14 protein-coding genes are annotated in these 20,506 nt (G+C 47.7%); 7 read left to right on the top strand and 7 right to left on the bottom strand.

The genetic code is table 11. From position 1 onward, the window contains the following. The first annotated feature begins 59 nt into the window (after positions 1-59). The 4 genes from secDF to G8759_RS01185 all read left to right on the top strand — a co-directional run bounded on the left by secDF (position 60) and on the right by G8759_RS01185 (position 7,150). Positions 60-3,140: a protein translocase subunit SecDF gene (gene secDF / locus G8759_RS01170; protein WP_167204446.1), complete on the top strand. Its 3,081-nt coding sequence runs from the start codon at positions 60-62 to the stop codon at positions 3,138-3,140. Between the two features lie 165 nt (positions 3,141-3,305). Continuing rightward, positions 3,306-4,805: an APC family permease gene (locus G8759_RS01175; protein ID WP_167204448.1), complete on the top strand. Its 1,500-nt coding sequence runs from the start codon at positions 3,306-3,308 to the stop codon at positions 4,803-4,805. Positions 4,806-4,914: 109 nt separating this feature from the next. Next, positions 4,915-5,718: a sulfite exporter TauE/SafE family protein gene (locus tag G8759_RS01180; RefSeq protein WP_162388587.1), complete on the top strand. Its 804-nt coding sequence runs from the start codon at positions 4,915-4,917 to the stop codon at positions 5,716-5,718. Between the two features lie 31 nt (positions 5,719-5,749). Beyond that, on the top strand, positions 5,750-7,150 hold the full coding sequence (locus G8759_RS01185) for an MBL fold metallo-hydrolase (RefSeq protein WP_167204450.1): 1,401 nt from the start codon (positions 5,750-5,752) through the stop codon (positions 7,148-7,150). Positions 7,151-7,309: 159 nt separating this feature from the next. Here the strand turns inward: G8759_RS01185 and G8759_RS01190 are convergent, their stop codons facing one another. From G8759_RS01190 to G8759_RS01200, 3 genes are all read right to left on the bottom strand, one after another. After that, entirely contained in the window at positions 7,310-7,669 is a 360-nt protein-coding gene (locus G8759_RS01190) for a hypothetical protein (protein ID WP_232074090.1), read from the bottom strand. A gap of 196 nt (positions 7,670-7,865) precedes the next feature. Further along, positions 7,866-8,846 carry a pyruvate dehydrogenase complex E1 component subunit beta gene (locus tag G8759_RS01195; RefSeq protein WP_167204452.1) on the bottom strand — a complete coding sequence of 327 codons (981 nt, stop codon included), beginning with the start codon at positions 8,844-8,846 and terminating at the stop codon, positions 7,866-7,868. An 82-nt stretch (positions 8,847-8,928) separates the two neighbouring features. Continuing rightward, positions 8,929-9,105, bottom strand: a complete 177-nt coding sequence (locus G8759_RS01200) for a hypothetical protein (RefSeq protein WP_167204454.1) — start codon at positions 9,103-9,105, stop codon at positions 8,929-8,931. Positions 9,106-9,242: 137 nt separating this feature from the next. On the opposite strand from G8759_RS01200, the gene G8759_RS01205 reads away from it, so the two are divergent. Next, on the top strand, positions 9,243-11,672 hold the full coding sequence (locus tag G8759_RS01205) for a TonB dependent receptor (protein WP_167204456.1): 2,430 nt from the start codon (positions 9,243-9,245) through the stop codon (positions 11,670-11,672). A gap of 42 nt (positions 11,673-11,714) precedes the next feature. Here the strand turns inward: G8759_RS01205 and G8759_RS01210 are convergent, their stop codons facing one another. The 4 genes from G8759_RS01210 to G8759_RS01225 all read right to left on the bottom strand — a co-directional run bounded on the left by G8759_RS01210 (position 11,715) and on the right by G8759_RS01225 (position 16,793). Next, on the bottom strand, positions 11,715-12,671 hold the full coding sequence (locus G8759_RS01210) for a nucleoside hydrolase (protein ID WP_167204458.1): 957 nt from the start codon (positions 12,669-12,671) through the stop codon (positions 11,715-11,717). Positions 12,672-12,785: 114 nt separating this feature from the next. Continuing rightward, a complete protein-coding gene (locus tag G8759_RS01215) occupies positions 12,786-13,814 on the bottom strand; it encodes a phosphotransferase (RefSeq protein ID WP_232074091.1) in 1,029 nt (342 codons plus the stop codon). An 80-nt stretch (positions 13,815-13,894) separates the two neighbouring features. After that, on the bottom strand, positions 13,895-16,153 hold the full coding sequence (gene porZ, locus G8759_RS01220) for a type IX secretion system anionic LPS delivery protein PorZ (RefSeq protein WP_232074092.1): 2,259 nt from the start codon (positions 16,151-16,153) through the stop codon (positions 13,895-13,897). A gap of 10 nt (positions 16,154-16,163) precedes the next feature. Continuing rightward, the gene (locus G8759_RS01225) at positions 16,164-16,793 is read right to left on the bottom strand and encodes a thymidine kinase (protein WP_167204460.1); all 630 of its coding nucleotides are present in this window, start codon (positions 16,791-16,793) and stop codon (positions 16,164-16,166) included. A 166-nt stretch (positions 16,794-16,959) separates the two neighbouring features. Between G8759_RS01225 and G8759_RS01230 the strand changes: the two genes are divergently transcribed. Beyond that, positions 16,960-18,255: a hypothetical protein gene (locus tag G8759_RS01230; RefSeq protein ID WP_167204462.1), complete on the top strand. Its 1,296-nt coding sequence runs from the start codon at positions 16,960-16,962 to the stop codon at positions 18,253-18,255. Positions 18,256-18,385: 130 nt separating this feature from the next. Continuing rightward, positions 18,386-20,479 carry a ComEA family DNA-binding protein gene (locus G8759_RS01235; protein WP_167204464.1) on the top strand — a complete coding sequence of 698 codons (2,094 nt, stop codon included), beginning with the start codon at positions 18,386-18,388 and terminating at the stop codon, positions 20,477-20,479. The last annotated feature ends 27 nt before the right edge of the window (positions 20,480-20,506 follow it).

The following is a 20,506-nucleotide window of genomic DNA, read 5'->3' on the forward strand; positions in this document are numbered from 1 at the left end:
TTCTTTTTCATCTATCAGTACCACTTATCCTAATCACGGACACTAATCCGTGGAAATCAATGCAAAACCGAACCGGAATACTCATTCTGACGGGCGTAATTGCAGCTATCTGCGTTTACTTCCTGTCATTTACGTTTGTCTCGCGGGGCATCAAAGACGATGCTGAGGCTTACGCAACTAACAAGCAAGGTCAGGTCGACCGTTCTAAAAAGCAGCACTACCTTGATTCGCTCTGGAAAGAACCCGTCTATCTGGGTAGCACACTTCAGGAAGTTACCGAACGGGAGCTTGGCCTTGGCCTCGACCTTCAGGGTGGTATGCACGTAGTGCTGGAAGTATCGCCTGCCGATATTCTACGTGGGCTGTCGGGAAACAATCGCGATCCGAAATTCAATGAAGCGCTGAAACTAGCGGCTGAAGATAAGAAGACAAGTAATACAAGCTTTGTCGACTTGTTTGCTGACAACTTCAAGAAGCTTGCTCCAGAAACCAAACTGGCGAGTGTTTTTGCGACGAGTGCAAACCGGAGCAAAATCAACTTCCAGTCGTCGGATACGGAAGTGCGGAAATTACTGAATGATGAAGTGAATGGCGCTTTCGGGCGAGCATTCCAGATCATTCAGGCGCGGGTCGATAAGTTTGGTGTAGCCAACCCAAACATTCAACGGTTACCCGGTTCGGGCCGGATTCAGATCGAACTGCCGGGCGTTGATAACCCCGAGCGGATTCGTCGTCTGTTGACGGGTGCTGCCAAACTCGAATTCACGGAAGTTTACCGCCTGAACGAACTGGCTCCTGCCATCGAAGGAATGGGCGCTTATCTGTTACGCGAAGAGGCCGCCCGTAAAGCAGCCATAAAAACAACTGCCACAACACCTGCTGCCGGAACGGCCACCAAAGGAAACAGCCTCGAATCGCAATTGGCTCAGGGGTCAAAGAAAGACTCGACGGCTAAAAGTGATACTGCGGCTGCAGCTGCTCAGGGAACCGCTCTTACTCAATTGTTCCTGCCAGTTGGCCAGGATCAGCTAGGTGTTTACCTGAAAGATACAGCTCGCGCCAATGCCGTTCTGAATGCTCCTGAAGTGCGCAGCTTGTTCCCAGCCGACGCTATCTTCGCCTGGGATCGTAAGACCTTCAAAGCAACGGATGGCAAAGAAATTCTGCCGCTCTACTTCCTGAAAAAACCAGGCGGTCGCGCTCCGCTTGAAGGCGATGTTATTACCGATGCCGCCAACGATTATGATGACCGTGGCCGTCCGGAAGTGACGATGAACATGAACGCTGAAGGTGGTCGCAAATGGAAAAATCTGACGGCTGCCAACGTTGGTCGGCCGGTAGCTATTCTGCTCGACAACCTGGTTTATACGGCGCCAAACGTGCAGAACGAGATCCCAAATGGTCGTTCGAGCATATCAGGCAACTTCACCGTTGAAGAGACCAAAGACATGGCCAACGTGCTGAAAGCTGGTAAACTCCCTGCGCCAACCACAATCGTAGAAGAAAATGTTGTCGGAGCGACGCTGGGTTCAGAAGCCGTAAGTGCTGGTGTGCTTTCGTCGATTGTCGGTATTCTGCTGGTATTGGGCTTCGTGGTGTTCTATTACAACCGGGCCGGATTTATTGCTGACATAGCGCTGATTATTAACCTGTTCTTCCTGATGGGCGTAATGGCATCACTGGGTGCGGTGTTAACCATGCCGGGTATTGCGGGTATCGTATTGTCGATTGGTATGGCTGTGGATGCGAACGTACTTATTTTCGAGCGTATCAAAGAAGAACTGGCGCTGGGCAAGGGGTTCAAACAGGCTGTTACGGATGGATTCCAGAATGCAATGTCGTCTATTATTGATTCGAACGTGACGACATTCCTGACGGGTATTGTCCTGTTCATTTTCGGTACGGGCTTAATCCTGGGTTTTGCGACAACGCTTCTCATCGGTATTCTGACCTCATTATTCGCAGCTATTTTCATCACCCGTATCATTCTGGAATATTATATCCGGAATGGACAAACGCTGACGTTTACCTCGTCGTGGGCAAAGAACCTGTTCAAAGATTCTAACTTCGATTTCGTTTCCCGGCGGAAACTGTACTACACGGTTTCATCCGTTATCATTGCTGCCGGTATCATCTCCGTTATTTTCAAAGGATTCGGACTGGGTGTCGATTTCAAAGGTGGCCGGTCGTATGTCGTTCGCTTTGAAAAATCGGTAAGTACCGACGACGTTCGTAACTCGCTCGAAGGTGTATTAGGTTCGTCGCCCGAAGTTAAAACCTATGGTGGCACGGGTATTGGTGCCAATCAGGTAAAAGTAACGACGCCCTATCTGGTTGATGATAATTCGCAGGGTGCCGACAAACGGGCCGAAGCCGCTATCTACAAAGGCTTAAGCAGCCTGACCGGCAATCCGGCTCGTATCGAAAGCTCGCAAAAAGTCGGACCAACTATTGCGTACGATATTCTGACATCGGCATTATGGTCTATCTTATTGGCCGTCGCAGTCGTATTTATTTATATTCTGATCCGATTTAAGCGACTGGCGTTTGGTTATGGTGCTGTTGTTGCCATGTTCCACGATGTACTGATCATTCTGGCTATCTTCTCGATCTTCAACGGCCTGCTGCCTTTCTCGCTCGATGTTGACCAGGCATTTGTGGGTGCCTTGCTGACGATTATGGGTTATTCCATGAACGATACTGTTGTTGTATTTGACCGGGTTCGTGAATACCTCAGTGAAAACCGGGGCAAAAAAGAAAGCATCCCGACCATTATCAACAACGCCCTGAACAGCACATTGAGTCGCACGGCCGTAACTGGTTTCTCAACGATTCTGGTATTACTTGTACTCTTCATCTTTGGTGGAGAAACCATTCGGGGTTTCTCGTTCGCTATGCTGATTGGTGTCATTGTCGGTACCTATTCGTCGTTGTTTGTGGCCACCCCGATTGTGGTTGATGCGCTGAGCCGAGATCAGGAGAAAGATAACGGAACACCAACTGCCACCATTGAAAAGAAAACCGGATTCGATGCCATTCCGTCTGACTTTACGAGCGCAGCACCTGCCACGCCCGAAGAGTTTACGGCAAAAAAAGAAAAGAAAGTAAAAACACCTCTGATTCGTCCATCGCAATCATAAGGTAACGAGTGAAACGTAAAAGAGTGAAAGAGCGGAACAATCCAATAGATTTTTTCACTCTTTCACTCTTTTACGCTTTCACTCTTTATTTTTTGTATCTTTCCAGACGTTTTAACCTAAGAATATTTCTCTAAAAGACACAATCACCAAACTCTCTTTTCCTGCATGGAAACCAAACTAAAACCAGTTGATACCAGTGTTTGGCGTAAGAAGCCCCTTGCGGCTTACGAAGCTGATATGAAAAAAAGTGAACTCAAACGTGTGTTAACCCGCTGGGGGCTAACATCGCTTGGGATCGGAGCCGTTATTGGAGGTGGAATTTTTGTGCTCACTGGTATTGCCGCTCACGACTGGGCTGGCCCCGCGCTGGCGCTCTCGTTCGTACTGGCCGGTGTCGCCTGTACATTCGCAGCTCTTTGCTATGCTGAGTTTGCATCCATTCTACCCGTTGAAGGCTCTGCTTATGCTTATTCATATGGCACGGTGGGCGAGATTTTTGCCTGGCTTATTGGCTGGAATCTTATTCTGGAATATATGATGGGAGCCACGACAGTTGCCGTAAGCTGGTCTGGTTATTTTGAAAAGTTACTCCATCTGTTTGGAATAACCCCTCCTATCTATTTAATGAATGACCCTATTACGGCACAGGAAAAAGCCGAAAAACTACGGGCTGCGGGTGAAATTATCCCGGATTTTTCATTTGCTGTAAACTTGCCCGCGTTTTTGATCGTACTTGTCGTTACCTATATTTTGGTACGGGGTATCAAAGAAGCCGCCAGCACAAACAACATTATCGTAATTGTAAAGGTGGCGGTCGTTATTTTCGTCATTATTGTAGGGGCATTTTATATCGATACAACCAACTGGACTCCATTTATTCCACAACCAGTTATCGATAATTCAGGGCAGCAGCACTATGGCTTTAATGGTATTGTCACAGCTGCCAGTATTGTCTTTTTCGCTTATATCGGGTTCGATGCCGTGTCGACCCAGGCGGGAGAAGCTATCAATCCAAAAAAAGACGTACCCTTCGCTATTATTGCCTCGCTTATCATTTGCACAATCCTGTACATTCTCGTTTCGCTCGTACTGACAGGCATGGTGCCTTTCAAAGATCTTGACCTGAAAGCTCCAGTAGCTCAGGCATTTGCGGATAAGGGATTAACATGGGCCGTTTATATCATCACAATTGCAGCCCTGGGCGGACTTACTTCTGTAATGTTGGTGATGATGCTTGGGCAGACTCGTATTTTCCTGGGTATGGCTAAAGATGGGCTATTACCAAAAAACATGTTTGCCTCTATTCACCCAACCTTCAAAACGCCCTGGAAAAGCACAATCCTGGTCGGTCTGATCGTTGCAACGGTTGCTTCGCTGACACCTATCGATAAAGTTTCCGAACTCTGTAGCTCTGGTACTCTGCTGGCTTTTGCTATGATTTGCGGAGCGGTCTGGCTACTTCGGGTGCGTGAACCAAATCTGGAGCGCCCCTATCGGACACCCGCTTTGCCTGTCATTGCCACGTTAGGTATCTGTGCTAATCTGTATTTGATGTATAATCTTCGGACAGATACCAAAATATCTTTCGTCATATGGTGTACATTGGGTCTGATCGTTTATTTCACCTACAGCCGTCGGAATAGTCATCTGAATCATCAGGACTAATTTCTTCGCTGTAATACTCCTCAAAAAGTCCCTTGGTAACGCTGCCAAGGGACTTTTTCATTAGTCTATAGACTATACATCTCAACAGGACGCGTACCTTTGCCCTGAAATGAGTGGACAGGAGTTTATTGGATACGCATCGGCACTGCTGGTTGGACTGGTTATTGGACTGGCCGGCGGTGGAGGTTCTATTCTGACAGTACCAATCTTTGTATACGTATTCGGCATTCCAACGGTGCTGGCAACCACTTACTCGCTATTCGTGGTTGGAGCAACATCGCTGGTTGGATCGCTAAATCACATTTGGCAAAAAAAGGTTGATTTGCGCGTAACGGCCACATTTGCCCTTCCTTCGTTTGTTTCAATCTATTTAAGTCGTCGCTTTTTAGTCCCTGCCCTACCCGATCCGCTGTTTCAGTTCAACACCTTTGTATTGCCTAAAAGTGACGCCATTTTATACTTTTTTGCAACGGTAATGATTCTGGCGGCCCGTGCCATGATTCAAAGCGCCCGGCCCGAACAGGGTGAAGCAGCCGACGGAAATCCACGCTATGGGGCGCTGGCCCTCGATGGATTAGCCGTTGGTTTACTAACCGGAACGATCGGCGCCGGGGGTGGTTTTCTAATTGTACCGATGCTGGTACTGATGGCAGGCCTACCCATTCATCGGGCAGTGGCCACCTCAGTGCTGATTATTGCCGTTAATTCCTTTGTCGGGTTTATGGGCGATATTCATCATACCGACCTGGACTGGAATTTTCTACTACCATTTACGGGTTTATCCATTGTTGGGATTTTCGTCGGAATGTACTTAGCCCGTTTTGTTGCGCCCGACCGACTCAAAAAAGGCTTTGGTTGGTTCGTACTGTTGGTAGCCTGCTATATGATTCTGAAAGAATTATCTACACTCTGAATAGCCTATAAGCCTGGATAAAATTGTGGCCATGATTATTGAACAACTCTATACGGGCTGCCTGGCCCAGGGAGCCTATTATATCGAGAGCAATGGCGAAGCAGCCATCATTGACCCGCTTCGTGAAACCTCTCCTTACATTCGAAAAGCGGAAAAAGCGGGCGCGAAAATAAAGTACGTTTTCGAAACCCACTTTCATGCTGATTTTGTGTCGGGTCATCTTGATCTGGCAAAAAAAACGGGGGCTGCCATTGTGTATGGCCCTAATGCCAATACGAGTTATAACGCTTATCATGCCAAGGATGGTGAAACATTTACGCTTGGTAATGTGCGTATCAAGGTACTCCATACTCCTGGCCATACGCCCGAATCGACTACCTATTTGCTTATCGATGAAGCCGGGAAAGATCATGCCATCTTCACGGGTGATACGCTGTTCATTGGCGATGTAGGTCGGCCAGACCTCGCGATTAAAGGTGAATTAAGCGAACGAGACCTTGCGGGCATGCTTTACGACAGCCTGCAAACCAAGATCATACCACTTGCCGATGATGTTATCGTTTATCCGGCTCATGGAGCCGGATCGGCCTGCGGTAAGAATATGAGTAAGGAAACGACGGACTCCCTTGGCAACCAAAAACGATTCAATTACGCGCTTCGGGCTAAGTCCAGAAATGAATTTATTGAGCAGGTTCTCGATGGCCTGACAACGGCTCCGGCTTATTTTGCGGAGAATGCCAGGCTCAACAAAGAAGGTTACGAAAGCCTCGATCGAGTACTCAAGCGTGGTAGTCATGCACTTTCTGCCGATGCCTTTGAGACAGCAGTCAATGAAACAGGGGCTTTGGTTCTTGATGTTCGCGACGCCGTTGACTTTGCGAAAGGATTTATTCCGAACGCTATCAATATTGGCTTAAATGGGCAATTCGCCCCCTGGGTTGGCGCTTTAATTCCCGACCTGGTGCAGCCTATCGCGCTTGTAACACCCGCAGGCCTCGAACAGGAAACAATTCTCCGATTAGCTCGTGTAGGGTATGACCATTGTATTGGCTACCTCAACGGCGGATTCGATACCTGGGAACAGTCAGGGAAAGAAGTTGATACGATCAACTCAATCTCAGCGGAAGCGTTTGCGGCTGAATGGCAGGCCAATCAAACACATGTTGTGGATGTACGCAAGTCAAGTGAGTTTACCAGTGAACATGTCGATGGTGCCGAAAACCTCCCACTTGATAACCTGAATGACTACCTGGCTGAACTTAGTCGTGACCAACCAGTCTACATTCATTGCGCCGGTGGTTATCGATCAATGGTAGCCAATTCAATCCTGAAAGCCCGCGGCTTTGATAATGTCGTTAATGTAGAAGGTGGGCTGGCAGCGATTAAAAAGACAACTGTTCCGGTTGTCAGTGAGCAACCCGTTGGAAAGTAATATAAACAGGGATTTTGCGAAAGCCGTGCCACGGTTTGCTTTCACTTCATTAGTAACCGTGGCACGGGCTTTCGCAAAATCCCTGATAAAGACACAATTCATCGTGGCCTTCTTTTCTGAAGCCGTGTCAATATTGGGCACGGCTTTAGGCACAAGAAATCATTTAGTTGGATTGTCATCGATTCCCAATCGTGGTAGGGCCGGATTTAACACGCGGGCTACTACTTTAATGCGAAACACACGTGTTCCTGCCACATCAAAGTCGCAGCTGTAAAACTCCCGCTGCTTAATTCCCCTATAGACTGCGGTATAATTGATCCGGGGTGGCCAATTCGTAAGCGCCAACTCAGCGGTAATGGCATCAACCGCTTTACGTAAATTCGAAAAGAAGATAACCTTCGACTCTCGCTGTCGAAGCGCATTCAATGAACCAACATGCTGAATGGTAACTTCGTAGATAATTCGTCCTGTCGGGCGAATTCTAGGCACTTTTTCTACTTTTTCCTGCATCTCCTTCATTGATACGAATATTACGAAAAATTATTTAACTATTTTTCGTAGCCTAAACTAATTGCCAGGTAAGGTCGTTATAACAACAACTACGCCAATACAGACGCTCCCCCAAAATACGGTCGGGCTTTTTTTATAGGCATAAAAAAGCATCGGCCCGAACGACCGATGCTTTTTTATGCCTCCCTGCCATCAGGGAGTTGCTCTATTTTTTATACATCACTGTCTCCACCGCTTGCAACGTCCGTTTAACGTTCGGCAGAATCGCTTCGATCAGTGTTGGTGCGTATGGCAACGGTAAGTCCATGCTGTTGACCCGAACGACGGGTGCATCCAGATAATCGAATGCATTCCGCTGAATATTGTACGTCAACTCCGACGAAATAGCGGCCAGCGGCCATGCTTCTTCAACGATGACGCAGCGGTTTGTTTTCTTCACCGAGTTAATAATCGTTGCATAATCGATCGGACGAACGGAGCGCAGGTCAATTACTTCGGCAGAAATACCATTTTTTGCCAACTCTTCAGCCGCAGCCAACGCAACCTTCATAATTTTACCGAAGGATACAATCGTTACATCATTGCCCTCACGAACAATGTTAGCTAGCCCAATTGGAATCAGGTACTCTTCTTCCGGCACTTGCCCCTTATCGCCATACATAAGCTCCGATTCCATGAAAATGACCGGGTCATTATCACGAATGCAGGACTTGAGTAATCCTTTGGCATCATAAGGATTTGACGGAACAACAACTTTCAGGCCCGATGTATTGGCAAACCAGTTCTCGAAGTTTTGCGAGTGCTGGCTCGACAGCATCCCGGCATTGCCCGTGGGGCCCCGAAACACAATCGGGCAGGAATATTGCCCGCCCGACATTGACATTACTTTAGCTGCTGAATTAATGACCTGATCAATCGCCACCAGCGAGAAGTTAAAGGTCATAAATTCAATAATCGGCCGAAGGCCGTTGATCGCGGAACCAACGCCAATACCGGCGAAACCTAATTCGGCGATAGGCGTATCAATCACCCGTTCCGGGCCAAATTCATCCAGCATTCCCTGACTGACTTTGTAGGCTCCGTTGTATTCGGCGACTTCTTCGCCCATCAGATAGACTTTCGGGTCCCGGCGCATTTCTTCCGACATGGCCTCCCGCAGGGCTTCGCGGAACTGTATTTCTCTCATCCTGAATCGGTTGATTTCGTTTTATGTCACTTCGATCAATCGTACGACTAATCGATGACATTGGCTAAAAAACTGATCAAAATTAGGCAAAATGCCCTGATTCGTCAAATGATCGTTTACGGCTTCTTTCAATATTAATCAGATGCCCTCTTACACCCATGTTAAATAGGCATAAGAGGGCAACCTGCTTCCCGTTTCCGGCATCATCGTATTGAATCGATGACTCCATATGCACGCTTTTACTGCTGGCCTTTTTCATTGTAGTGTTAGTCGAGAGAAATCGGGCGTTGGTCGAAATGTTAAATTTCCATAACGGCATGTAACCTTCTTTTGTGACGACTTAGCTTTGCCCTACTACTCCCACAACAAACCAGTGATCTTTCCTTTCCCTTCGTTATGAAAAACCTTTTCCTGGTCTTATTCTTAACTTTTCCATTAATAGCCTTCGGTCAATCAAATTCAGGACGCATTACCGGTTTCCTTACCGACTCTGTTACAACGAAACCAATCCCCTTTGCAACGGTCGCTTTACAAACGGCCGACAGTAAACTCATCACTGGTGTAACAACTGACGAGAACGGAGCTTTTACTATTGATAAAGTGGCTATAGGCGCCTATAAGCTCGTTTTCTCATTTGTTGGCTATCGAACGAGTGTGCTCAATAATGTAGCGATCACAAACGAAAAGCCAGTTACAGATGTAGGAAAAGTCGTTGTATCACCCGACAGCCACAATCTGAAGGAAGTAAATGTAGTTGGGCAAAAAGCGCTGGTTGAGGATAAAGGCGATCGTCTTGTTTATAATGCGGAAAAAGATGTGTCGAATACCGGCGGAACAGCCGTAGATGTACTACGCAAAGTGCCGATGCTAACGGTCGATTTAGATGGTAATCTGAAGATGCGTGGTAGTGGCAACATTAAAGTACTGGTCAACGGGAAGCCGTCGTCAATAATGGCGCGAAATCTGGCCGATGCCCTCAAACAGATGCCAGCCAATATCATTAAATCGGTGGAAGTAATCACCAGCCCCGGCGCGAAATATGATGCTGAAGGCTCAGCCGGTGTTATAAATATCATTACAAAAAAAGGAGTGCAGGGCACAAATGGAACGGTGAATGCAACGGGTGGTAACATGAACCGTTCATTGGGCGGCAATCTGAACGTAAAAGGCAAAAAGCTTGGGCTGGCCATTTCTCTGAATGGTTATCAGTACCGAAACATTGGCGAAAATAGCAGTACGCGTACGGCCTTAACAGATGGGAAGCCTACGAGTATTTTGCGTCAGCGTACAAGCCGCGATAACACCGGTACGGGAGGTTTTGGCGAGATGAGTCTTGATTATGACCCGGATTCAACGAACCGGATCAATTTTTCGGGTAATGCCTGGGGCGGTAATTTCCCGATGAATAGCACGCTCGACAGTCGCCTGGTTGATATGCAGGGTAACGTATCGCAGAACTATCACCGTGACATCAGGTTCCGAAATCCATACGGGAATACGGAGTTTAACCTCGGCTGGACCAAATCATTCAAAAAACCAGGACAGGAGCTGGCTGTTCTGACTCAATATGCGCGAATGCCCGATAACTACTATTACACCATTACGCAAACGGATATGACGTCGGAAGTGCCGACGTATCTGGAACGCAGCACTAACCTGAGTCGAAATAACGAATATACCTTCCAGACGGATTATTCCCACCCGTTCACAGCTCGAACAAAGCGGGACACACTGACATTTAAGGCAGAGGCTGGTGCAAAAGCGATCCTGCGTGATATTGGCAGTGAGTTTGTTATTGAGCAGGCATTGACCGGTCTGGAAGGCGATTATGCCGTTGACCCTGGTCGATCTAATGAGTTTACCTACAACCAGCGGGTGGTGGCTGGTTACGCATCTCTGAAAATAGACACCAAACGCAAATGGAACCTAACCGCCGGAACACGGCTGGAACACACCCGTATCGAAGGTGATTTTGTGACAAACCAAAGTCGATTCACCAATCAATACCAGAATCTGATTCCCAGCTTTACGCTTGCCAAAACGCTTTGGAAGAAGCACACGTTTAAAGTCAGCTATACCCAACGGATTTCACGACCGCTCATCTGGTATCTGAATCCATATAAGAATTACAGTGATCCGAAGAACGTTCAGACAGGTAATCCATTTCTAAATCCAGAGCTAACTCACGCGACAGAGCTGTCGTACAGTACCTTTGGCAAAGAAGGTTCATCGTTCAACGCGGCCGTTTTCTGGCGGCAGACTAACAATTCCATTGAATGGCTCGCCGTGGTCGACGGACAGGGCGCGGCACTCTCGTCACCGCAAAACATTGGCCGCAATGCCAGCTATGGGGCCAATCTCAATCTAACGCTTCAGCCCAACAAAAATCTCAATTTTAGCATTGGCTCCGATTTAACCTACGTCGATCTCACAAGCGTTGCTCTCAATCAGCGCACGAGTGGTTGGGTATGGAGTACAAGCCCAAATATCTCCTATAAATTACCCAAAGATTTAACACTACAGGCCAATGGTTACGTTGGATCAGGCTGGATATCGCTCCAGAGCAGAAATTCCGGCTGGTATTATTATGGTCTATCGGCCAAAAAGGAATTTATGGACAAGAAAGTCAGCCTGACCATGAACCTCAACAACCCATTTAACCGAACAGTTAAAATAACGGGGGATCAGTTTGCGCCTTCATTCACTGCCCAGAATACATCGTTATTCGTAAACCGTTCTATCCGACTGACACTCAGCTACAAATTCGGGCAAATGAGTTCGGGAGGAAAACAAAGCCGTAAAATTAGTAATGATGACAAGAAGTGATACCGACGGTTACTGATCAACTAGAGAAACCAGGAAAACGCATTAGCTCCGGTTCTTCAACGATGCCTGCTTTAAATCTTCGATTACAATTTCCTCAAAGCCGGGCAGCGTTTTATAAGCGTAGATCGCCCGCCAGTTCGTGTCGTTGTAATCGTAAGAAACTTCTAAATAAGGTTTCGTTCCGGTAGGCTCCGTATCACTTTGGCGGACGTTGATCCGAACCGGGATGTCGTGATAATACTTGAAGTAATTCGGATGAGTCAGGTAACCGAGCGGGGTGGTATCCCACGGAACGAATCCATCTACGCCGAAGAGTTCTTCATTAAATTGCTGCCAGGGACGTAGTTGATCATAAACCCATTGGTCATCTGCGGAACCATTAGCCAGAAAATCGATGTCTGTTTTGCCCAGAAACGTATAAATGCTACACTCATAACCCGACAATACCATTCTAACGCCCGCATTGAACAAAATCCGGAAGGACTCCGGGTCCATTTCGAAATTATAGTCCCCGACTGAAAGCTTCTCTAAGCCCGGCTTGAAGGGTAGCCCCGGCGTCCGGCCTGCACACACGACGACTTCTTCAATCTGAGGGATCAGTTCCGGATGATTTTTGATCAACGTTGCCACATTCGTGACCGGCCCAATGGCCAGAATGGGCATTTTTTCCTTTCGTAGTGCATTAGCCAGCGCACGCGTAGCATCATTTTCCACCCCAACATCGTTGGCTGTATCAGAGCCCCGGTATACCGGAATCGTCCGACCCGTTTTGTTATACCAACCCAGAATTTTCTGTGTTACCTCATAGGCATAATTGGCGTAGGTAATCGTACTAATTCCAACGATCTCCACTTTATCGGGATGTTCAAGCGCCATAATGAGCGCGATGGCATCATCGACCTCGCGGGGCGTTTTATCTTTCATACCGATCATAATATCAGTATCAAGCCAGATCCGGCGGGGCTTAGTAAGGGGTTGAGCAAAATCAGCAGATAACATTAGAAACTAAAGAAAAAGACGACTATTTTGATTTCATGCATTTATTTGAAACAAATGCATGAAGGTTACTAAGAACAAGAACAGATAAGTAGCCTTGCCGTTTCTGTATTCAGTTTATTGAAGCATATGCCGGGCTTCAGTGAGCAGTGACTGTTTTTGCTCCAGCGATAAACTCAGTGGCAATTGTGCCAGCCCAATCAGTCGTCGCATAATTTCAACGCCGGTGAATTGCTGACGCAGCGTATCGTCAAACCCAGCTGGTTTTTCGTAATCCGACAGAATGGCATTCAAGGTGGATAATGGCTGCTGGGCCATCATCAGGTGGGCGATCATTACGCCTAAATCAAACTCGGGGGGGCCGTAGAAGCAGAATTCAGGATCAATTATTTTTATACTGGATTCCTGATTGACTGTTGTTTGTAGCCAGCTTCCTGGATAATAGTCGCCATGCAACAGCGTTTTGGGTGCAGCCACTCCTCCTCTGTAGAGCTGACTTTCTGATAAATAAATCTCACCAAGCTGCTCAACGATCATTTTCAACTTAGCATCCTGCTTATATGGCATAGCTAATTTCTGTAAACCTGGCTGAATCGTATTCAGATCGAATCCGTTATCTTCCAGAAATGGATAGTTGAAAATGTGCTCGTGATTGAGCGCCCGCATGTCATGATTAGCAAAGATCGGGTCGGGGGCTTCAACCGAAAACTGGTGGTGCAGTTCGGATAAATACTCTGTGAGGGCCAGCGTATCGGACTCATTCAGGAGCTGGCCGGGCTGGTACAAAAATGTGTAGTCGCTGGAATCGCCTAAATCCTGAAGGACAAGAATATTATTTTCGTCGTCGGCACCCAGAAGCTGTGGCATATAACTTGCCAGCATTGGGATTGGCTGCGTTTTCTGATAGAACCGTCCTTCAATAACCGCCCGGTTAGCCGGAGCCGGAATCGTTGGATACTTCTCCACATAATCCCGTGACTGCTTGACAATCAGCGTCCGATTGGGTGTTGTAACACGCAGCGTATAGTTCATATTCCCTTCGCCTGGTTTTTCGACTGATGAGATTATTTCTTCAGTATCGAGCCAGCCACGTCGACGGAGGTAATCTTGTAGAATATCAATTTTTTGAGCGTCAAGGTGCAGCATATCTGATCGGTTAAGGAATAAACTATACGTTATCTACAGGCAAATAGATTGACAACTTATTCCCGATCAATCTGTTCAGGCTATCGGACAACAGCCAATTTCCCGGCCAGACTTTCGGTTCCATCGGCCGTAACGACGACGACCAGATAGATACCCGTTTGCGCCGACCGGCCCCGATAATCGCGCAGATTCCAGGTAGCGGTTCCTCCCTGCGAACGGGTCTCATAGACCAATTGCCCGCCCGCATCCAAAATTTTAACGGTCGAGTTTTCAGTCAGCCCATTCATACCAACCGTTCCTGTAAAATCAGGCCGGACAGGGTTGGGAAAAATAGTGAGGCTATTCAATACGCTGGCAGGTTCGGTGGCCGGGCCCCGATAAGAGATTATACCCGTAGACTGGCTAGGCATTCCGGTTTCAATAAATACAGTTCCGCTTATCGGCTCAATAGCCAGTGCCTGAACGTAATTAGCCGGTAATGGGCTTGTATCAGCCGTAAAAGTGTCGAGCAATTGAGACCCGTCAGGCGCAACGTGGTAAAGTCCATCACGTGTTCCGATCCATTTACGATTACCCCCATCGACTGCAATGGCCGTAATGGGCACATTCGCCAGCAACCGGCGTCGGTTAAGCAGGGGTGGCTGCGCATCGATACTGACATCAAAGGCGCCGTATGGGTTATCGAAGACCGTAGGGCCAAGATCGGTTCCTACCCATATGGCACCATTACGATCCTTTACCAATGTTTGTATTGAGTTTGTCAATAATCCACCCTGACCGGTCAACGTTGTCAAATATCGGCTCCGATTCGCCTGTGGATCAAAAACCAGAATGCCCCCAGAGCTTAACCGAAGCCATAAAAAGCCATTATCGTCCGGAACAACCTGCGCAATGCCAGGGTGATTAACTGTCGAAAACGACTGAAATTGCCCATCCGGCCGCCGAACATGTAAGGTAGCCTGCTGGGCATTAGGTCCAGCCGTTGCTATCCATAGATTACCATCGACGTCAGTTGCCAGACTGCTGATATAGGCACCAATAGTGGCTGGCAACGTAACAGCGTTAAGCGTCTGATCATCAGAACGGCTCCACAATCCACCACCGTAGCTACCCATAAATAACTTCTGCTCAGTTGACAGATAAACCGCCGAATTAAATCCCTGAGCGGGGCCACTGGTCGAATTCGTCAGCCACCGCTCATTAGGTATAGACAATAGTTCAGCCGGGGGCTGACTGGGATTTAATTGGGTGGCATCCTGCGGCCCATTAGGTAAAGCAACAAGCGTTTGTGAATAGGCATACAGCGCGGCAAACAGATCCTGAGTTGGCCCTTCGGGAGAAACCCGTTGCAATACGCCTGCACTTCCAGATAGTAACCCACTCTGTGTATCGGCAATCCAGATAGTACTCCCATCCAGCATAATTTCGCGTGGATTAGCCAGTAAAGCGCTGGTAACTGAACCAGAACCAGGTAATGTTACGGCCTTATCCGTTGCCAGAATAAGGCCAGCTGCAGCCGGAAACTGTCGAATAAGTGGATTCGAAAGCGATTGCGTGAGTACCCACCGACCGGTTTGCCGTTCGTAAATGCCCTGTCCGTTAACCGTTACGGATAACCGCCCCTGATTGGTAACGATGGATTCGAGTTGAGACCCAGGTTCTGGAACAATTTTCCAGTTGGCCGGATCAGCAATATTGACATTTGCCGCAAAACGCACAGCCCGGATTCGTCGCCCGGATTCGGCAGAGAGTAAAGGGGCCGTTAGGGCATAGAGACTATCAGCGGTCGTAGTGGTCTGATAAATAGGTAGCGCTGAGCCATCGGACCGTTGGCTAAAGTATGTATCCCGGATTTCGTTCTTAACCACATCCAGCAAGACAAGACCAAAATCAGTGCTGAGGTAAGCATTTGTACCAACACGGTTAATGTGGTTGATCGTACGGGAGATGGGTAGATTCGTAGCCGTAAGAATCGTGTTTACGTTTACGACACCAACCGGCTCACCAGCGTCTGATAATGACAGAAAATCCAGATTACCATTCTGATAAGCGATCAACAGCCGTTTCTGATCCGCCAGATAGAATAAACGACTGATACCAACATCGCTGAGTCCATCTTTCTTCGACAGCGTGACCGTTTGATTCGTGGCTTTATCGACGTAGAAAAACCCATTCTTAGTGGCCGCATAAACCGTATTGGCCGTTATGGCAACGGTCTGACCCGACCGATAACTGGCGTGCGACTGCCAGCTGCCGATCTGAGAAAATGATGAATGATGAATAATAAATGATACGACTATGCTAAGCAACCACAGCCGCCCAGTTTTTGTCCTATACATGAATTGTTCATCACTCATCATTATGAGCATCTTCGTAAGCCCATTCTTTCTGGCCAGCGTCCTCGCCCAGGTTGTAACAACGACGGCAACGGGCTTCGTAACTATCCGTTTCACCTAGTAATACACGCTCCTGCGAAGGCACAAGCCGATACGAATATTGGGCAATATCGCCACAAACAACACAAATGGCGTGAACTTTGGTTACGTATTCGGCGGTAGACATCAACTGAGGCATACAACCAAAAGGCTGACCCGAAAAATCCATATCCAGGCCTGCCACGACCACCCGTTGGCCCTGGTCGGCCAGGGCGCGGCACACGTCTATGATTTCTTTGTCGAAAAACTGAGCTTCATCGATACCAACTACATCGCAATCGCCCGCCAGCGCTAAAATCTGGCCCGCTGTTTGCACAGGTGTTGAGTGAATTGTCAGAGCCGAATGCGAAACAATATTTACCTCGTCATAGCGCGTGTCGAGAGCCGGTTTAAATATCCGGACATTTAGTTTAGCAATGCGGGCACGAGTCAGCCGCCGGATCAGTTCTTCGGTTTTTCCGGAAAACATTGAGCCACAAATCACCTCGATCCAGCCGGTTCGGAGATGGGGTGGTTCACGTCGTCGAGTGGGTTCAATAAACATTTGGTGTCGGTCGTTGTAGAAGCCGATAGATAATTATTGATCGAACAAGTCGAGTTTTCGATCGTTGGCTTAATTTAGGACATAAACCACTTTTTTTAAATTATTTACGGGCCAAAAGCGGTTTGTGTCCGAAAACTTTATCTTTACAAAACAAAGGCTTTTCCCGATGTCGAACAAGTTTAACGCCAACGCGCTCACTGAATATAGCAAGTCCTACGCCCGTCGGACAGCCTCCGACTTTTACCAGCATCACTCAACCATCACCGGTCAGCAAATTCTGTCGCTGACGCCCATCAGCCAGATTAACCTGTTCGTCATCAGCAGCTTGTCGGATAAATGGCAGGCCGACGCCGAGAAGTTTCGCAGTCCGTATTTTGATTTCTCAAGCGCTGACGTACAGGAAGCCCTGCAGAATTTCATGAATGTTGTGTCACAATATATTTCTGTTCGGCGCGAACACCTGGAACCGCTGCTTGCCGATGCCACTCGCCGGACGATTACCATGATTTTCGACCCGAGGGCTTATTTTGACGATATCCTGCGCAGTCAGCCTGAATTTACCCTTACGGCTCCGGCCTTAAAGCAAATTACACGCTACACAAAAATTAATCAGTTCATTCCGGCTCATATTACCCAACGGATGAATGGGAAACCTTTTGTGTACGTCAATCAGGCCCTGGGGTATCTGGATGAAGCCCTAACGCAACGGGGTCATGAGCTGGAACATTACGACAAGTTTGTTACTTTGTTTTCGGAAAAAGTGCCGATGAATGTATCGGCTCTATTGCGCAGCCACGTACCCGACACTATTCCTGTAGCACCGGGCCGGTCATTTTTCGATACCGCGATAGAATCATCGGTTCCACCTGCCCCGTTAGTACCGATAGATAATACGGCACCAATCGGCACTGCAGACGCAAATTTATCAGCTTCTACAGTTCCGCCAGCGTCACCACCCGAGCCGGACCCGGTACCCAAACCGGAATTAGTGGATGATTCTGATACAGGCGGGCCAATGTTTCTCGACGGTAGCTCTGCTGGCCCAGAACCTGTTGATCCAATTAGCCAGCCATCGCAAGTACAGACCGACACTATTTCGCAGCCTTCTATGGTTCAGACCAACTCGCCGATTCGATCCGACGAAACAGTGCCTACTCTGAACGAAACATTACGCGGAGCCTCTCCGGCCGAGCCAGCTACGGTTGCCGAAACATTCCATCGGGCACCCATCGAGAGTATTTCGCGCAGCATTTCGCTCAATCAAAAATTTCGTTTCATTAACCAGCTCTTTAACGGTAACTCTAGTGCTTATAATCAAGCTATCGAGGAAATCGATACGCTGAACAATTACGGGCAGGCGCTCGATCTCATTTCGTATCGGTATGCGTCACAGTATCTTTGGGATATGAGCAGCGATGAGGTTAGTGAACTGGTTGAAATTCTAAAACGCCGATTCTCCTAATGGCTGAACAGTAGGTGCGCCATTGTATTTATACGAATCCATTTGGTTACTTACCTTAAGGAGTCACGTCCAATAAAGTAACCTGATTAGGTTCTATAAGTGCATAAGTTATCCAACTGTTCAGACAATTGTGCGTTCTATCTACCTGTTCATTATAGGCAGTTGGCTTATCACTGTCTCCGCTGTTGCCCAACAGAATCAGCCAAATCGGGATGCCGACAGCTCCGATGTAGTGACCCGCTCTTTGCAGGACTTGTTTTCTGTGCAAGCCGAAGGAATTGATTATCAATCAATTTATGAAGCACTTACCCAACTCTATGCCAATCCACTCGACCTGAATACGGCTACCCGCGACGAGTTGGAAACTACTTATCTGCTTACCGAACGTCAGCTAAGTAGTCTGGAAGCTTATCGCATGGCTTTCGGTGATTTGTTGTCTATCTATGAACTTCAGGCCGTCCCCGACTTCGATCTGCTAACGATCCGACGGTTAATTCCGTTTGTAACGGTGACTGGTAATCCCCGGCTATTGGGCACTTTACCTACGCCAACTGACAATTACCTAGTCGTACGCTATGAGCAAACTCTGGAGCAACAGAAAGGCTTTTCAGAGTCCGTGCCTGACAAAAACGGTAAACTCTCCGCCCGTTATCTCGGTAATTCTCAACAATGGTATGCCCGCTATCGGTATAGTCGACCGCGAGCTTTTAGCATTGGCCTGACGATAGAGAAAGACCCTGGTGAAACAATGGGCTGGCAACCGTCGGCCCGGCGGTATGGGTTCGATTATGTTTCGTTTCATGCACAGCTACAAAACCGCGGTCGATGGCGGAACATCCTGCTTGGGGATTATCAGTTGCAGATTGGGCAGGGGTTAGTGCTATCGGCAGGATTTGTCCTGGGCAAAAACGCGGAGACCGTACAAACCGTCCGACGTCCAACTTTAGGAGCACGGCCGTACACTTCATTAACCGAGTATGGCTACTTTCGAGGTGGAACGGCTACCTATGCAATATGCCCCAAACTTGACCTTACGCTGTTAGTTTCCAGTTTCCCGCGTGACGCCAACACGGCAATAGATCCCACAGGTCAAGAATCTATAGCTACATCCTTACAAACATCAGGCTTACATCGTACCCAATCGGAACTAGACGATCAGGGAAGCTTACTTGAAACAACGATTGGAACACATTTGCTTTATCACAACAAAAAAAGTTTACAGTTGGGATTAACAGCGCTAAGAACATCGTTCGATAAATTTTATCAGCGACGTAATTTGCCTTACAATCGGTACGAATTTTCTGGTAATCAAAACCTTGTTGTTGGTTTTCATGGTGGTTATGTCTGGCATAACTGGAATTTTTTCGGCGAAATAGCCCGTAGCAGTGGTTCAGAAAATAATTCGGGTGGTATTGGGGCAGTGGCTGGCACATTGGCCAGTTTGACAAAAAAGCTGGACGTAGCTGTTGTGCTCCGGCACTACGACCGAAATTTTCATAGCTTTTATGGCAATGCTTTCAGTGAAAGTAGCCGTAATAGTAATGAATCAGGTGCGTATCTGGGTTTGAAATACACCCTTTACAGAAAGCTAACGCTAGGAGGTTTTGTAGATTATTTTCGTTTCCCATGGCTTAAATTTCTGGTCGATAAACCATCCCACGGTTTTGACTATTTAGTACAGGCCCGATACACGCCAAATCGAAAAACGGCTTTCTATCTCGTTGTTCATGAAGAGCACAAAGAGAATAACCTGCCTGATAGCGATCCTAAAGTCACGGTCGGCACAATACGCAGGAACCTAGCTTTGAATGCGGAGTATATACCTACGCGTGGATTATCCTTACGATCGCGCATACAATGGGGGAGTTTTGTTTATGCAGGACGATCGCCTTCAACTGGTTTTGTTCTGGTGCAGGATGCTACGTGGGTTATTCGTCGGCTAAGTTTAAGCAGCCGGGTGGCTCTATTCGGAACGGACACTAACGACAGCCGTCAATACGTCTATGAGCGTGATGTTCTGTATGCATTCTCTTTCCCGGCCTATTTCAACCACGGTGTGCGGCATTACCTGATGGCACACTATAACCTCACCAGACATGTCGCGATTTGGGTTCGTTGGGCTCGTACCGACTTTACCGATCAAACTACAGTTGGCTCAGACCTCGACCAGATCAATGCTTCCCACAAATCGGAACTGAAAATCCAGGCGCGGTGGCAATTCTAATCAGATCAACATTTTTAGTAACCATTT

The organism is Spirosoma aureum, assembly GCF_011604685.1.
Taxonomy (GTDB): domain Bacteria; phylum Bacteroidota; class Bacteroidia; order Cytophagales; family Spirosomataceae; genus Spirosoma; species Spirosoma aureum.

Excerpts from the sequence above, each read along its gene's own strand:
- secDF (WP_167204446.1), top strand. The coding sequence starts at position 60 with ATGCAAAACCGAACCGGAATACTCATTCTGACGGGCGTAATTGCAGCT.
- G8759_RS01175 (WP_167204448.1), top strand. The coding sequence starts at position 3,306 with ATGGAAACCAAACTAAAACCAGTTGATACCAGTGTTTGGCGTAAGAAG.
- G8759_RS01180 (WP_162388587.1), top strand. The coding sequence starts at position 4,915 with ATGAGTGGACAGGAGTTTATTGGATACGCATCGGCACTGCTGGTTGGA.
- G8759_RS01185 (WP_167204450.1), top strand. The coding sequence starts at position 5,750 with ATGATTATTGAACAACTCTATACGGGCTGCCTGGCCCAGGGAGCCTAT.
- G8759_RS01190 (WP_232074090.1), bottom strand. The coding sequence starts at position 7,669 with ATGAAGGAGATGCAGGAAAAAGTAGAAAAAGTGCCTAGAATTCGCCCG.
- G8759_RS01195 (WP_167204452.1), bottom strand. The coding sequence starts at position 8,846 with ATGAGAGAAATACAGTTCCGCGAAGCCCTGCGGGAGGCCATGTCGGAA.
- G8759_RS01200 (WP_167204454.1), bottom strand. The coding sequence starts at position 9,105 with ATGAAAAAGGCCAGCAGTAAAAGCGTGCATATGGAGTCATCGATTCAA.
- G8759_RS01205 (WP_167204456.1), top strand. The coding sequence starts at position 9,243 with ATGAAAAACCTTTTCCTGGTCTTATTCTTAACTTTTCCATTAATAGCC.
- G8759_RS01210 (WP_167204458.1), bottom strand. The coding sequence starts at position 12,671 with ATGTTATCTGCTGATTTTGCTCAACCCCTTACTAAGCCCCGCCGGATC.
- G8759_RS01215 (WP_232074091.1), bottom strand. The coding sequence starts at position 13,814 with ATGCTGCACCTTGACGCTCAAAAAATTGATATTCTACAAGATTACCTC.
- porZ (WP_232074092.1), bottom strand. The coding sequence starts at position 16,153 with ATGTATAGGACAAAAACTGGGCGGCTGTGGTTGCTTAGCATAGTCGTA.
- G8759_RS01225 (WP_167204460.1), bottom strand. The coding sequence starts at position 16,793 with ATGTTTATTGAACCCACTCGACGACGTGAACCACCCCATCTCCGAACC.
- G8759_RS01230 (WP_167204462.1), top strand. The coding sequence starts at position 16,960 with ATGTCGAACAAGTTTAACGCCAACGCGCTCACTGAATATAGCAAGTCC.